General features: G+C 54.8%; 12 protein-coding genes and 1 riboswitch. Of the genes, 3 read left to right on the top strand and 9 right to left on the bottom strand.

The window, feature by feature from the left end; all coding sequences use genetic code 11:
- Positions 1-3 precede the first annotated feature (3 nt).
- Positions 4-990, bottom strand: a complete 987-nt coding sequence (moaA, locus tag ABIC79_RS12775) for a GTP 3',8-cyclase MoaA (RefSeq protein WP_354567300.1) — start codon at positions 988-990, stop codon at positions 4-6.
- A riboswitch (molybdenum cofactor riboswitch) is annotated at positions 980-1,136 on the bottom strand. (Overlaps the previous gene by 11 nt.)
- A gap of 263 nt (positions 1,137-1,399) precedes the next feature.
- Between moaA and ABIC79_RS12770 the strand changes: the two genes are divergently transcribed.
- Positions 1,400-2,308 carry a gluconeogenesis factor YvcK family protein gene (locus ABIC79_RS12770; protein WP_354567298.1) on the top strand — a complete coding sequence of 303 codons (909 nt, stop codon included), beginning with the start codon at positions 1,400-1,402 and terminating at the stop codon, positions 2,306-2,308.
- Positions 2,309-2,372: 64 nt separating this feature from the next.
- On the opposite strand, the gene ABIC79_RS12765 is transcribed toward ABIC79_RS12770, so the two are convergent.
- From ABIC79_RS12765 to uvrB, 3 genes are all read right to left on the bottom strand, one after another.
- Positions 2,373-2,897: an isochorismatase family protein gene (locus tag ABIC79_RS12765; protein WP_015690230.1), complete on the bottom strand. Its 525-nt coding sequence runs from the start codon at positions 2,895-2,897 to the stop codon at positions 2,373-2,375.
- Positions 2,898-2,937: 40 nt separating this feature from the next.
- Entirely contained in the window at positions 2,938-3,306 is a 369-nt protein-coding gene (locus tag ABIC79_RS12760; protein WP_013576381.1) for a VF530 family protein, read from the bottom strand.
- Between the two features lie 66 nt (positions 3,307-3,372).
- On the bottom strand, positions 3,373-5,379 hold the full coding sequence (gene uvrB / locus ABIC79_RS12755; RefSeq protein WP_013576382.1) for an excinuclease ABC subunit UvrB: 2,007 nt from the start codon (positions 5,377-5,379) through the stop codon (positions 3,373-3,375).
- Positions 5,380-6,535: 1,156 nt separating this feature from the next.
- Here uvrB and ABIC79_RS12750 point away from each other — a divergent pair.
- Entirely contained in the window at positions 6,536-7,246 is a 711-nt protein-coding gene (locus ABIC79_RS12750; protein ID WP_013576383.1) for an ABC transporter ATP-binding protein, read from the top strand.
- Between the two features lie 4 nt (positions 7,247-7,250).
- On the opposite strand, the gene bioD is transcribed toward ABIC79_RS12750, so the two are convergent.
- From bioD to bioB, 4 genes are all read right to left on the bottom strand, one after another.
- Positions 7,251-7,931, bottom strand: coding sequence for a dethiobiotin synthase (gene bioD / locus ABIC79_RS12745; protein ID WP_013576384.1), 681 nt, complete (start codon positions 7,929-7,931; stop codon positions 7,251-7,253).
- 135 nt (positions 7,932-8,066) lie between these two features.
- Positions 8,067-8,858 (bottom strand): malonyl-ACP O-methyltransferase BioC, encoded by a 792-nt coding sequence (gene bioC, locus ABIC79_RS12740; RefSeq protein WP_223509268.1) that lies wholly within the window; start codon positions 8,856-8,858, stop codon positions 8,067-8,069.
- Positions 8,842-9,993: an 8-amino-7-oxononanoate synthase gene (gene bioF, locus ABIC79_RS12735; RefSeq protein WP_354567293.1), complete on the bottom strand. Its 1,152-nt coding sequence runs from the start codon at positions 9,991-9,993 to the stop codon at positions 8,842-8,844. The genes bioC and bioF overlap by 17 nt, the downstream gene beginning before the upstream one ends.
- 3 nt (positions 9,994-9,996) lie before the next feature.
- Positions 9,997-11,034, bottom strand: coding sequence for a biotin synthase BioB (gene bioB, locus ABIC79_RS12730; RefSeq protein WP_013576387.1), 1,038 nt, complete (start codon positions 11,032-11,034; stop codon positions 9,997-9,999).
- A gap of 128 nt (positions 11,035-11,162) precedes the next feature.
- Between bioB and bioA the strand changes: the two genes are divergently transcribed.
- On the top strand, positions 11,163-12,440 hold the full coding sequence (gene bioA, locus ABIC79_RS12725; protein WP_354567290.1) for an adenosylmethionine--8-amino-7-oxononanoate transaminase: 1,278 nt from the start codon (positions 11,163-11,165) through the stop codon (positions 12,438-12,440).
- Here bioA and ABIC79_RS12720 read toward each other — a convergent pair whose 3' ends face one another.
- Positions 12,441-13,394, bottom strand: coding sequence for a LysR substrate-binding domain-containing protein (locus ABIC79_RS12720; RefSeq protein ID WP_013576389.1), 954 nt, complete (start codon positions 13,392-13,394; stop codon positions 12,441-12,443). It abuts the gene before it with no gap.
- Positions 13,395-13,535: the final 141 nt, after the last annotated feature.

The raw sequence follows: 13,535 nt of genomic DNA, 5'->3' as shown, positions 1-13,535 counted from the left end.
GGTTTAGCCGCCGATAAACGACAGGTTCTGAGTAATTCCGGTATTGCCTTCATGCAGGAAGTGGGTTTGTTTTTTACGGCTGAGGCCGCCCTGAATGCGGTCCATCAAATCGTCCTGTTGCATGTCGTCGGCTAATAAATCCCGTAACGGAATGCCTTGCTCGCCGAACAGACACAAATGCAGATTGCCGAGGGCAGACACACGCAGCCGATTGCAACTGGCGCAGAAGTCTTTTTCGTACGGCATGACCAGACCGATTTCACCCAGATAATCCGGATGACTGAAGACTTGCGCGGGGCCATCACTGCGTGAGCGAAGTTGTAACTGCCAGCCCTGACGCACCAGTTGCTCGCGCAGCACCTCACCGGAAACGTGGTGTTTGCGGAACAAGTCGCCGCCGTCGCCGGTTTCCATCAGTTCAATGAAACGCAGCTGGATCGGACGGGTTTTTATCCAGTCGAGGAAGGTATTCAGGCTGGCGTGATTGACATCGCGCATCAGCACGGTATTGACTTTCACCTTGCTGAAACCGGCGTCAAAGACCGCATCTATACCCGCCATAACGTCGCGGAATTTATCCTGACCGGTGATGGCGTGAAACTGGCGGGCGTCGAGACTGTCGACGCTGACGTTGATGTTGGTCAGCCCCGCATCGCGCCATTTCGCAATATCACGTGCCATGCGGTAACCGTTGGTGGTGACTGCCAGCGTTTTGATGGAGGGGTTTTCGCGCACTGCGGCAATGATCTCGCAGAAATCGCGGCGCAGCGACGGCTCTCCACCGGTCAGGCGCACTTTTTCCGTTCCCAGATTGGCGAACGCGCGGCTGACCCGACGGATTTCATCGGGCGAGAGAAAGCTTTTATTGCTGTGTCCGTGCGGCTTGTAGCCATCCGGCAGACAATAGGTGCAACGAAAATTGCACACATCTGTGATCGACAGCCGCAAGTAATAAAACTTGCGGGCAAAAGCATCAGTAAGTTGAAGCACCTTAACACCTTTCCAGATACGGGAGATGCGGGCATTTCTGCCATGCACCCTGGTGACTTTCGTCACGGCCAGGGCTCCATATTGTTTCTGTGGGAACGACGTCAGAAAGGCAACTTAGGAACCAGGGCTAGGAGTTGATTCATGCCGTCCGTAGCGGATCGAGAATGAATACGGGGGTAACGGGGGATATTCTAACGCCGCAAAGTCCTGAACGCCAAGATGGTTTTTCGTTATGTATTTTGATACATAACGATTTTTTACGACAAAAGGCTGCATTTTCAACGCTGAAACTGCCCGGTTTTTAATGTCCTGAGAGTGGCGTGAAGGGATAACATCTTGTTGCAAAATTAGGTAAAATCCGCCGCAGAAAACGATGTAAACCCGCCGCTCCCCATTTGAAAGGAAAACCATGCGCAACCGAACATTAGCAGACCTCGACCGGGTGGTGGCATTAGGCGGAGGTCACGGGCTGGGCCGTGTGATGTCTTCACTCTCGCTGCTGGGTCCGCGCCTGACCGGCATTGTGACGACCACCGATAACGGCGGTTCGACTGGCCGTATCCGCCGTTCCGTTGGCGGCATTGCCTGGGGTGATATGCGCAATTGCCTGAATCAGCTGATCACCGAACCGAGTCTGGCGTCGGCGATGTTCGAATACCGTTTCAGCGGCCAGGGCGAGCTGGATGGCCATAATCTTGGCAATCTGATGCTGCGCGCGCTGGATCATCTCACCGTGCGCCCGCTCGAAGCGATCAATCTGGTACGAAGCCTGCTGAAAGTCGACGCAGAACTGATCCCGATGTCAGAACAGCCGGTCGATCTGGCGGCCATTGATGCCAATGGTGAACACGTCCACGGCGAAGTCAACGTCGATAAACTGACGCTGATCCCGCGAGAACTGCGGCTGGAACCTCAGGTGCCGGCCACGCGCGAAGCGTTACAGGCCATTGCTGAGGCAAATCTGATCCTGATCGGGCCGGGGAGTTTCTTTACCAGCCTGATGCCGTTGTTACTGATGAATGATCTGACAACCGCGCTGCGCCGCAGCCGGGCGCATATCGTGTATATCGGAAATCTGGGGAAGGAACTGAGTGTCGCCGCCGCGTCGCTGACGCTGGACGACAAACTGGATATGATCGAGAAACGCATCGGCCGCCGCGCCGATGCCGCGATTGTCGGGCCGAAAGTCAAAATCGGCGGAAGTGCCACTGAACATCTGATTATTCAAAGCCCGCTCGAAGCCAGTGATGTGCCCTATCGTCATGACCGCGACATGTTACGCATGGCGATTGAAGAGGCGCTGCAAAAAATGATCTGATTGGTAAACATCAGAGATAAGAAAGGCCGCGCGATGCGGCCTTTTTTGCGTCCGAAAACTGAATTTACTGCCAGTCAGCCAGGATTTCCGCAGTGGTTTTTACCGTTACCGGATTTCCCGGCACAGATAACTCACGCCACACTTCATTATGCTGCCCGATCAGTTGCTGCGCCGTCGCGTGTGTGCGATCGCCGGTAGTGTGCGCATCTGACGCAACCGTCACGGCATAGCCTTTGCTGGCAGCGATTTTGATGGTGGTGTCTACGCAATAATCCGTTGCACAACCGCAAAGGGTAAAACGGGTCGCATTCAGTTCCTGCAGAACGTTATCGAGTGAAGTGCGGTAGAAGGAATCACAGGCGGTTTTAGTCACAGAAATCGCGCCTTCCGGCTGATGCAATTCCGGTAATATCTGCCAGAATTCGCTGCCTTCGGTCATTTCACCTTCAGCGTGCTGAATGAAAATAACCCGCCCTGCCCGGTCAATCAGCTGATTAATGCGCTCAGCCCGTCCGCTGCGGTCATAACGCGGGGAAGCGAACACCCCGTTTTGCATATCCACCACGATAAGAACATGTTGCTCTGACACGATCCTTCCCCTCAAATGAACAGAATGAAATGCGCCTAAATTACTTTTTCACCAGCGGATGGTTATTCCACGGGCTGTCGGCAGCCGGTTTGGCGGTGCTGACTTTTGGCTTTTGCGGAGCCTGTGCTGAGAGCGGTGTGCGGCGCTTGCTGCGGGTCATATCCGGGCGCAGATGACCTTCAATGAAATCCAGATACAGCGTTTCCACTTCCTTACGCGCCCACGGCGTGCGGCGCAGAAATTTCAGGCTGGATTTCACACTCGGGTCGCTTTTGAAGCAGTTGATATTCACCTGCGAGGCCAGCGCCGGCCAGCCAAAGTTATCCACCAGCGTTGTCAGCAGTTTTTCCAGCGTGACGCCGTGCAGCGGATCTTTCGCTGCGCCAGGGTTTTGTGGTGTATCAGTCATTGGCTCGCTCTTCGTTAAAATGTCTGGGTCATGATTTTTAAGCCGCGCAGTCTACCACCCTTCTCGTTACGAAATCGCAATAAACTGCTCACGCAAGGCATGCAACTCGTCGCGCGTGTTGGCCGCCTCTTCGAATTCCAGATTTTGCGCGTGCGCATACATCTTGCTTTCCAGCTCTTTGATGCGTTGCTCCAGCGCTTTCGGCGTAAGCGATTTGAAGGTTTGCGCCGCTTCGGCATCGCGTTTGTCTTTGTTCTTTTTGGTTTTCGGCTGACCGAGTTGCAGGATGTCGGAGATCTTCTTGTTCAGCCCCATCGGCGTGATGCCGTTTTCGAGGTTGTACGCTTCCTGTTTGGCGCGACGTCGTTCAGTTTCTTCAATGGCGCGGGCCATTGAATTGGTAATTTTATCGCCATACAGAATCGCTTTACCGTTGAGGTTACGCGCCGCACGGCCGATGGTCTGGATAAGCGAACGTTCAGAACGCAGGAAGCCTTCCTTGTCCGCATCGAGAATCGCCACCAGCGACACTTCCGGCATGTCCAGCCCTTCGCGCAGTAAGTTGATGCCGACCAGCACGTCAAATTCCCCCAGACGCAAATCGCGGATAATCTCGACGCGCTCGACGGTATCGATATCAGAGTGCAGGTAACGCACCTTCTCGCCGTGTTCTTCCAGATACTCAGTCAGATCCTCGGCCATACGCTTGGTGAGCGTGGTGACCAGCACACGCTCGTTAATCGCCACACGCTTGCGGATTTCAGACAGCAGGTCATCAACCTGCGTGGTTACCGGTCGCACTTCGATGATCGGATCCAGCAAACCGGTCGGACGCACGACCTGATCGACCACATCGTCACCGGATTTCTCCAGCTCGTATTTGCCCGGCGTGGCCGAGACATAAATACTTTGCGGCGCCAGGGCTTCGAATTCCTCAAAGCGCATCGGGCGGTTATCCAGCGCCGAAGGCAGGCGGAAACCGTATTCCACCAGCGTTTCTTTACGCGAGCGGTCGCCTTTGTACATACCGCCGATTTGCGGAATGGTGACGTGCGATTCATCGACAATCAGCAGGCCGTCAGCCGGCAAATAATCAAACAGCGTCGGCGGCGGCTCGCCCGGCCCGCGGCCAGACAGATAACGTGAGTAGTTTTCGATACCGGAGCAATAACCCAGCTCGTTCATCATTTCGAGATCAAACTGCGTACGCTGGCTGATGCGCTGTTCTTCCAGCAATTTGTTGTTGGCCAGCAACACTTTGCGGCGATCCGCCAGTTCGACTTTAATTTCTTCCATCGCCTGCACAATACGTTCGCGTGGCGTGACGTAGTGCGTTTTCGGGTAGATGGTGAAACGCGGCACTTCATGCTGCACCTGGCCTGTCAGCGGATCAAACAGCGAAAGGCGTTCAACTTCCTGATCAAATAACTCAATGCGCAGCGCCAGATCGTCCGATTCCGCCGGGAACACATCAATCACTTCGCCACGCACGCGGAAAGTACTGCGCTGGAAAGCCTGATCGTTGCGTGCATATTGCAGTTCCGCCAGACGACGCAGGATCGAACGCTGATCGATAATCATCCCTTTGGTCAGGTGAAGCATCATTTTCAGGTATAAGTCCGGGTCGCCCAGACCGTAAATCGCAGAAACAGAGGCCACCACAATGACATCGCGCCGTTCGAGCAGCGCTTTGGTGGCAGAAAGACGCATCTGCTCAATGTGTTCGTTCACCGAGGCGTCTTTTTCGATAAAGGTATCGGAACTCGGAACATACGCCTCAGGCTGATAATAGTCATAGTAAGAGACGAAATATTCGACGGCGTTTTCCGGGAAGAACTCTTTCATCTCGCCGTATAACTGTGCGGCCAGCGTTTTGTTGGGGGCAAGCACCATCGTCGGACGGTTCAGATCCGCAATCACATTCGCCACGGTAAAGGTTTTTCCTGAACCGGTTACCCCGAGCAATGTCTGGTGCGCCAGTCCGTTCTCCAGCCCTTCTTCCAGACGGCGTATTGCCTCAGGCTGGTCACCTGACGGTTTAAATTCGGAATGCAGTTTGAACTCTTTACTCATGACGGGCTACCTGACTGAAATGGGAATGCATAGGGCCGTGCGCGCTGAACGGGTGAACAGTTTGCGGAAAAATAGTATGAAAGACTTCGCGATTTTTGCCAGCCCTGATTTTACCTTCGCTATAATACTGTATATAAAACCAGCTTCCAATCGATAAAAAGTGTTGGCGTTTTAACGTGCTGTCGATGCTGCACTTTTTTAGGATATGACGAATGAGAATTCTCACCATCAGATGACATTTTTTCCCAAAATCCGCATTCCCTCCATTTTCTGACCACAGGTTGACGAAGATTGACACAACTATGACGAACGAATTACGGCTGTATTGCTTTTAACTAACTCGTTGATTAAAAACAGTATCATTAAAAAGCTGCGAATACGGGCAAACTAAGCGGAACCCGCATGCTGACTCGTCTGTAGCAACTTTTCTCACTCTCATGCACAAGGTTATCCACAGGAATAGTGGATAAGTCCCAGCACGCCCCGCGCTGCGGGAGTTGGTAAAAAACTGAATTTTGCCTTCCGTGGGTCTGAAAGGTCTTTTTTAGTTATTTTTTATCTTTTTTATCTCCTTATTTATGCCTATTTTGCCTAAATTTCTGGGCTGATGTTTCTTGCAAAAAACAAAAGTGCATCTCACCAGAATTTTTTGCTCACGTTTGTCCATGTGTTTGCACCAAAAACAGTGAAGACGGCACTGGCAAAGTGCAGGTCACCGTGGACTACTCCTTATGGGGTAATCTCAAAAACCTCAGAAATGCTAATGAATAATCCGAAATCATCAGCGGCGCGCCTGTTAACACCCCTGTAACTTCTCTTTCCCTGGCCGTTTTTACAAACTTGGCCTGAGAGTTGCAACGTCTCTGCATGTGGAGGTTGCGACAGCCGGAACTGCTTTTTTCGCCCCGCCATAAAAAATGAGAATTTCCCTGCTTTCAGGCAGGAAAAATCATTTTTAGCGCAAGGAAATGCCCCTTAACCCCATTTATCACTGATTAAGGGGGATTTATCTGTAATTGATGCTGTCAGGTTAGCCGTCAACAAACGGAATTAAATTCTGCGTTGGGGCATTAACAGCGGAACATAAATGTCAGAAATATGACAGTGGCCGTCAAAATGAAGTTCAGCGGAAGGCTCCGTGCGGGAGGGAGGTCTGATGTTAAGTGTAAAATCAGTTAATCAGTATTATGGGCAAAAACATATTCTGTGGGATATCAATCTCGAACTGTACCGCGGTCAATGTACCTGCCTGATCGGGCGAAATGGCGTGGGAAAAACCACGCTGGTGAACTGCATCATGGGGCATCTTCCGGTGAAAAGCGGCGCCATCTCCTGGCAGTCGCGTGACGAAGAGCCGCAAAGTCTGCTGAATTTGCCGGTCGAAAGCCGCGCGCAAATGGGGATTGGTTATGTGCCACAGGGACGGCAGATTTTTTCGCAGATGAGCGTCGATGAAAACCTGCAAATCGCCATGATGGCCAGCCGGAATAAGACCCGTCGCGTGCCGGAAGAGGTGTATGACCTGTTTCCGACATTAAAGGAGATGGGGGCGCGCAAAGCCGGTGAGCTCGATGAAAGCCAGCAGCAGCAACTGGCAATCAGTCGTGCGCTGGTTCAGGAACCTGAATTACTGATTCTGGATGAACCGACCGAGCACACCAGCGCATCGATGGCGGCAAACATGGGCAATATCATTCACCGCCTGAACCGTGATCTCGGCCTGACATTGTTGCTGGTCGGTCATAAACTGCCGTTCATCCGCAGCGTTGCCGACCGGTTCTGCCTGGTCGACGGCGGACGCAACATCGCGCAAGGCACACTGGCGCAGCTTGACGATACATTAGTCAAAAATTATCTGACCGTCTGACGTCTCATGCCGTGAGACGGTTAAGATGAAGATACTGTCCCAAATTAACGTCAGTTCCGGCACTCAGGTACGGGATCTCGCCCAGCAAAGGCGCAGGCAGCATACGCGTGAGCGTATCCATGTATGCCTGATGATGCTTCCCCGTTTCCTGTACGTCGTTAGCTATCCAGCCCGCCAGATGCAACCCGCTTTGTGTGATGGCCTGCGCCGTCAGCACGGCGTGGTTAATGCAACCCAGCCGCATGCCTACCACTAACACTACCGGCAACTGCTCGGCGATAACCCAGTCAGCAAAGGTATAATCTGCCGTCAGCGGTGTGTACCAGCCGCCTGCGCCTTCCACCACCACCCAGTCCGCCAGCGGTTCGAGATGACGTAATCCGTCTGATAGCACCCGCGGATCAATCGGCCGTTTTTCCAGTTCGCTGACGATATGTGGCGAAGTCGGTTCGATAAAGGTGCAGGGGTTCACTTCGTCATAACGCAGCCCGACGGTGCTGTAAGCCTGTAACGCCAGCGCATCACTGTTGCGCGGGCCTTCGCCGGTCATTTCACTGCCGGATGCCACCGGTTTGTATCCGGCTGTTTTGTGTCCTGCCTGCGCGGCAGCCTGCAAAAAAGCGGTGGTCGCGACGGTTTTACCGACTTCAGTGTCGGTGCCGGTAATAAAGTATTTTTGTTTCATGAAAAGCCTGGTGTTGGTTTTAGCTCCCTCCCCTGCGAAGGGGAGGGTTGGGGTGGGGTATTAATGGCAACTCTGACTTTCAAGTTGCCTGCAAAACCCCCTCCCAACCTCCCCCTGCGAAGGGGGAGGAGTAAATCAGCGTGGGATAAGTTCTTCGACCTGCAAAATGCCGTAGACCAGCCGGTAGTTGAGCGGCAGGATGCCGTCGCGGCGGGCATAGTGTTTGTCCAGCAATTGCAGACGTTCACGCCCGCCCAGACCGCCGAGGCGACCATTTTTGATGTGCGTCGCACCGATGCCTTTCAGCGAGCGCAGCAGCGACATCACATCGGGGAATTGAGCAACATGATCGCTGAAGGTCACATCATGGCGATACGGCGCGCAGGCTTCGGCGATTTTGTCCGGCGTCAGGAACTGATTCACGTGACGTCGGCCATCGACCTTCATCCATGCCGCGGCCAGCTCATTGAGCGAACCTTCTGCCAGCGTGGAAAACAGCACCAGCCCGCCGTTGCGGGTGACGCGGTGCATTTCTTCCAGTGCGCGTGGCAGCGCGTTACACCACTGCACCGCCAGATTGCTGAAGCAGATGTCGACAGAGTTGTCGGCAAACGGCAAACGTTCGATGTCGCCCGGCACGTATTCATCAGCAGAATCCAGCTCACGGGCGCGATTTAACATGCCCTCAGAGAGATCCAGCGCAATGACATGTTTACCCTGCGCACGCCAGTAACGGCTGAAGTGGCCGGTGCCACAGCCCGCATCGACGACAATCTTACCGGCGTCTTGCAGATACGGCGCAGCCAGCGCCAGTAATTCCTCACCCACATCACGCTGCAACTGCGCGGCGTTTTCGTAACTGATAGCGGCACGACTGAACGCATCGGCCACCGCTTGTTTGTTCACTAATTCAGTGACTGCACCCATGAAGGGACTCCAGCAAAAAATCGATATCTTCCGGCTCATGCGCCGCTGTCAGGGTAATGCGCAGCCGCGCACTGCCCGGTGGCACCGTCGGTGGACGGATGGCGCTGACCCACAATCCGCGATCGCGCAAGGTGGATGCCAGATCCAGCGCGGGCTGGTTTTCACCCACAATCACCGGCTGGATCGCCGTCTGTGAACCGGTCAGCGGATACGGCAAACCGGCGGCACCCGCGCGAAAACGGGCAATATTGGCGGCCAGTTTATCACGCAGACCGTCATCCTGCCGGACTCGTGCCAGTGCAGCCTGTAACGCGCACACCTGCGCGGCGGGCATCGACGTGCTGTAAATCAGATGGCGGGCAAACTGCAACAGGTAATCGGCGGTAGCATCATCACACAACACCGCCGCGCCGCTGCAACCGAAAGCTTTTCCGAATGTGACCACCAGCAGTTCCGGCCGGATGCCCTGTTGCCAGCAACTGCCGCGCCCTTCTTCACCGGTAACGCCCACACCGTGCGCGTCATCAACCATCAGCCAGCTACCGTGCGCTTTGGACAAGTTATGCAGATCAGCCAGCGGCGCGGCGTCGCCGTCCATACTGAATACACCTTCGGTCACCACCAGCGTTTCACCGGCTACGGGTTTTTCCAGCAGGCGCTGCAGGGAATCCGGCTGATTGTGGTGAAAACGCCGCAACTGCGAAGGTGCATGGGTTGCGGCTTCCAGTAAAGACGCGTGACTGAGTTTGTCAGCCAGCACGCGATCCTCAGCCTGCATCAGCGCCGCGAGAATCGCCTGATTCGCCGCAAAACCGGAGATAAACAGCAAAGCCCGCGGATATCCCTGCCACTGCGCCAGTTGTTGCTCAAACGCGGCATGCACCTCGCTGTAACCGGTGACGTGTCCTGAACCGCCGCTGCCGACACCGTATTTAGCCGCACCCTGCTGCCACGCGGCGATCACCTCAGCGTCCTGACTCAGGCCGAGATAATCGTTACCGGAAAAATTCAGATAACGCCGCCCGCCCTGCGTCAGAAAACGCGCACTGCCGCCCTCATTCGGCTGCCGTACACGAAATGCCGCCGCCTGTTTGCGCGCCGCCACCGCGTCGTTGATCCGCGTTTGCCAGCTCACCGGTTATACCGCAGCGTTGTAGAACTGATCGGTATCGGCGTGGACCAGCTGCTCGGCAAGCGCGGCCTGCTGCTGGTTATCGCCCATTTCTGTTTCAAATGACTGCGGGTTAAGCCCCAGCTTGCCGAACAGAATCAGGTCTTTATCTTCTGCCGGGTTTGGCGTGGTCAGCAGTTTGCAGCCGTAGAAGATGGAGTTGGCACCGGCCATAAAGCACATCGCCTGGGTCTGCTCACTCATCTGCTCACGTCCGGCAGACAGACGCACATAAGATTGCGGCATCATGATGCGCGCGACCGCGATCGTGCGGATGAAATCAAACGGATCCACATCGTCATTATCCGCCAGCGGCGTACCTTTCACTTTCACCAGCATGTTGATCGGCACACTTTCCGGCGGCACCGGCAGGTTCGCCAGTTGCATCAGCAAACCGGCGCGGTCTTTGACGGTTTCACCTAACCCCACAATGCCGCCGGAACAGACTTTAATGCCCGCGCCGCGCACTTCCGCCAGCGTATCCAGGCGTTCCTGATAGCTGCGGGTCGTTATGATGCTGCCGTAAAATTCCGGCGAGGTATCAAGGTTATGGTTGTAGAAATCCAGCCCGGCGTGCGCCAGACGCTGTGCCTGCGTAGTGTTCAGCGTGCCGAGGGTCATGCAGGTTTCCATGCCCATTTCTTTCACGCCCTGCACCATCTGCTCGAGGTACGGCATGTCACGATCGTGCGGGTTTTTCCACGCCGCGCCCATACAGAAACGGGTTGAACCGGCGGCTTTCGCCTGTCGGGCAGATTCGAGCACCTGCTCGACTTGCATCAGACGTTCAGATTCCAGCCCGGTTTTGTAACGGGAACTTTGCGGGCAATATTTACAGTCTTCGGGACAGGCACCGGTTTTGATCGACAGCAAGGTGCTGACCTGAACCTGTCGCGGGTCAAAATGCTGACGGTGAATTTGCTGCGCTTCGAACATCAGCTCCAGGAATGGCTTATCGAACAGGGCCTGCGTTTTTTCCAGCGTCCAGTGGGTGCGGGCAGTCATTGCGACTCCTTTAAAAAGTGTTCAGTTGTATTTTTTTCATAATCCGTAAACCATTTTTAATTTGTTTTGGTTTACCGTCAACGTTAAAATTATTTTTTAGTTTACAGCTTACGCCTCAGGATTCGTTTATGACTCCCGCCGATATTGAATTCGACCAGCGCCACATCTGGCATCCGTATACCTCCATGACCAAACCGCTGCCCGCCTATCCGGTGGAATCCGCGTCCGGCGTGATGTTGCAACTGGCTGATGGCCGCAAACTGGTTGACGGCATGTCGTCCTGGTGGGCGGCAATCCACGGTTACAACCATCCGCAGTTGAACCAGGCGGCCATCGAACAAATCGGAAAAATGTCACATGTGATGTTTGGCGGGATCACCCATCCGTCGGCGGTTGCGTTGTGCCGCCGTCTGGTAGAAATGACCCCCGCCGGGCTGGAATGCGTGTTTCTGGCGGATTCTGGTTCGGTGGCCGTTGAAGTAGCACTGAAAATGGCGATGCAATACTGGCAGGCGCGCGGTGAAAAACGCCAGACGTTGCTGACCCTGCGCAACGGCTATCACGGCGACACCTTTGGCGCGATGTCAGTCTGTGACCCGCAAAACTCGATGCACAGTTTGTATCAGGGTTATCTGCCACAGCATCTGTTCGCCGATGCGCCGCAGAGCCGTTTTGACGGGGAATGGGATGAGGCGGATATCGCGCCATTTGCCAAAATGCTGGACGAAAATCACCGCAAAATCGCCGCAGTCATTGTAGAACCCATCGTTCAGGGGGCGGGCGGGATGCGGATTTATCACCCGCTGTATCTCAAACGCGTGCGTAAGTTATGCGATGAATATGGCGTGTTGCTGATTGCCGATGAAATTGCCACCGGATTTGGCCGCACCGGCAAGCTGTTTGCCTGTGATCACGCCGGGATTTCGCCGGATATCCTCTGCCTCGGCAAAGCCCTGACCGGCGGCTACATGACACTTTCCGCCACGCTCACCACCCGCCATGTGGCGCAGGTGATCAGTGACGGCGAGGCGGGATGTTTCATGCACGGCCCGACATTTATGGGCAATCCGCTGGCCTGCGCGGTCGCCAGCGCCAGCCTGCATTTACTTGCGGAAAACCGCTGGCAGGCGCAGGTATTGAGCATTGAGAAACAGCTGAATGCCGGTTTACTGCCGCTGGCAGCACATCCGGCGGTCGCCGATGTGCGGGTGCTCGGGGCGATTGGTGTGGTGGAAATGCGCCAGCCGGTAGACATGGCGCAATTGCAGAAGCATTTCGTCGGTCAGGGCGTGTGGATCCGCCCGTTCGGCAAGCTGATTTACCTGATGCCGCCGTACATCATTTCACCTGAAGAACTGAGCAAACTGACCGGCGCAATCGCCAGCGCACTGGCTGCGCTTTACTGATTAGCCTGTGGTGACTAACCGGTGTGAGGTAGATAACAGCGCGCTCAGTTTTTCCCGGCTGAGCCGCGCTTCTTCATTAAGAAAATCAATTGCCACTTTCAGCGCAGGGGTCGGGTTTTCCGGATACAGCAACGTATAAGACGCGCCGCTTGCCACGCACAACGGGAACGGCGCAATCACCCTTCCCGCCTGCAAATCATCTTCAATTAATGTCAGATCGCCTATCGCCACACCGTAGCCCTGCAACGCCGAATTGATCGCCAGATCCAGCGTATCGAAATGCTGTGATTTGGCTGACGGCAATCCCTGTACGCCCTCCTCCCGCAGCCACAACAACCAGTCGCGACGGTCACGCGTCGGGTGAAGCAGCGTTTTATCGGCCAGATCCGCCACTTTCGTTTTCCCTTTATGACGCGGCAGAAACTCCGGCGTACACACCGGCGTCAGCACTTCATCAAACAGATGATGCGCCCGGCGCTGTGATTCCGGCGGACGACCAAACACTACGGCAGCATCAAAATGTTCGTTGCTGAAATCCACGCCGTGGGCGATGGAAGCTGTCAGCTCAATCTGCAAATCCGGCCTGTCGTTTTGTAGCTGGATAACACGCGGCAACAGCCAGCGCATGGAACAGGTCGGGCATTTAATGCGTAAGGTATCCGGATGCGAACCCACACGTTGCAGGGCTTCTCCCATCAGCGCCAGTGCCTGTTGTACCGGCGGCAACAACTGCGCCCCGCGCGGGGTCAGCGTCAGCCCGCGGGCCTGACGTAAAAACAACGGATAACCCAGCGTGGCCTCAAGTCCGGTGATCTGGCGACTGACCGCGCCCTGGGTGATGTGCAGCAACGCCGCCGCGTGTGTCAGATTCAAGGTTTGCGCAACCACGGCAAAGGTTTTCAGCACGTTGAGCGAGGGTAAATTCAGATACGGCAGTTCAGGAGAAAAACTCACAGTTACCTCGTCAGAAACGTTATAAAGCCATGACTTCAGATCATAACGAGTATGACAAACTTTCCATTGTCGGCACAGGGGAACTATTGCTTAATCATTCAACACCCGTTTTTACCTTCTCATGGCCACCCGGCCTGCTTT

The sequence above is a fragment of the Rahnella sp. 2050 genome (assembly GCF_040544515.1).
Classification (GTDB): Bacteria; Pseudomonadota; Gammaproteobacteria; order Enterobacterales; family Enterobacteriaceae; genus Rahnella; species Rahnella aceris.
Note: the sequence above shows the minus strand (reverse complement) of the source record. Positions and strands in the feature narration are given on the sequence as shown.

Bases quoted from the DNA above. Each gene is read 5' to 3' on its own strand.
- bioC (WP_223509268.1), bottom strand. From the start codon at position 8,858: ATGGGTGCAGTCACTGAATTAGTGAACAAACAAGCGGTGGCCGATGCG.
- bioD (WP_013576384.1), bottom strand. From the start codon at position 7,931: ATGAAACAAAAATACTTTATTACCGGCACCGACACTGAAGTCGGTAAA.
- ABIC79_RS12750 (WP_013576383.1), top strand. From the start codon at position 6,536: ATGTTAAGTGTAAAATCAGTTAATCAGTATTATGGGCAAAAACATATT.
- ABIC79_RS12770 (WP_354567298.1), top strand. From the start codon at position 1,400: ATGCGCAACCGAACATTAGCAGACCTCGACCGGGTGGTGGCATTAGGC.
- bioA (WP_354567290.1), top strand. From the start codon at position 11,163: ATGACTCCCGCCGATATTGAATTCGACCAGCGCCACATCTGGCATCCG.
- ABIC79_RS12760 (WP_013576381.1), bottom strand. From the start codon at position 3,306: ATGACTGATACACCACAAAACCCTGGCGCAGCGAAAGATCCGCTGCAC.
- bioB (WP_013576387.1), bottom strand. From the start codon at position 11,034: ATGACTGCCCGCACCCACTGGACGCTGGAAAAAACGCAGGCCCTGTTC.
- uvrB (WP_013576382.1), bottom strand. From the start codon at position 5,379: ATGAGTAAAGAGTTCAAACTGCATTCCGAATTTAAACCGTCAGGTGAC.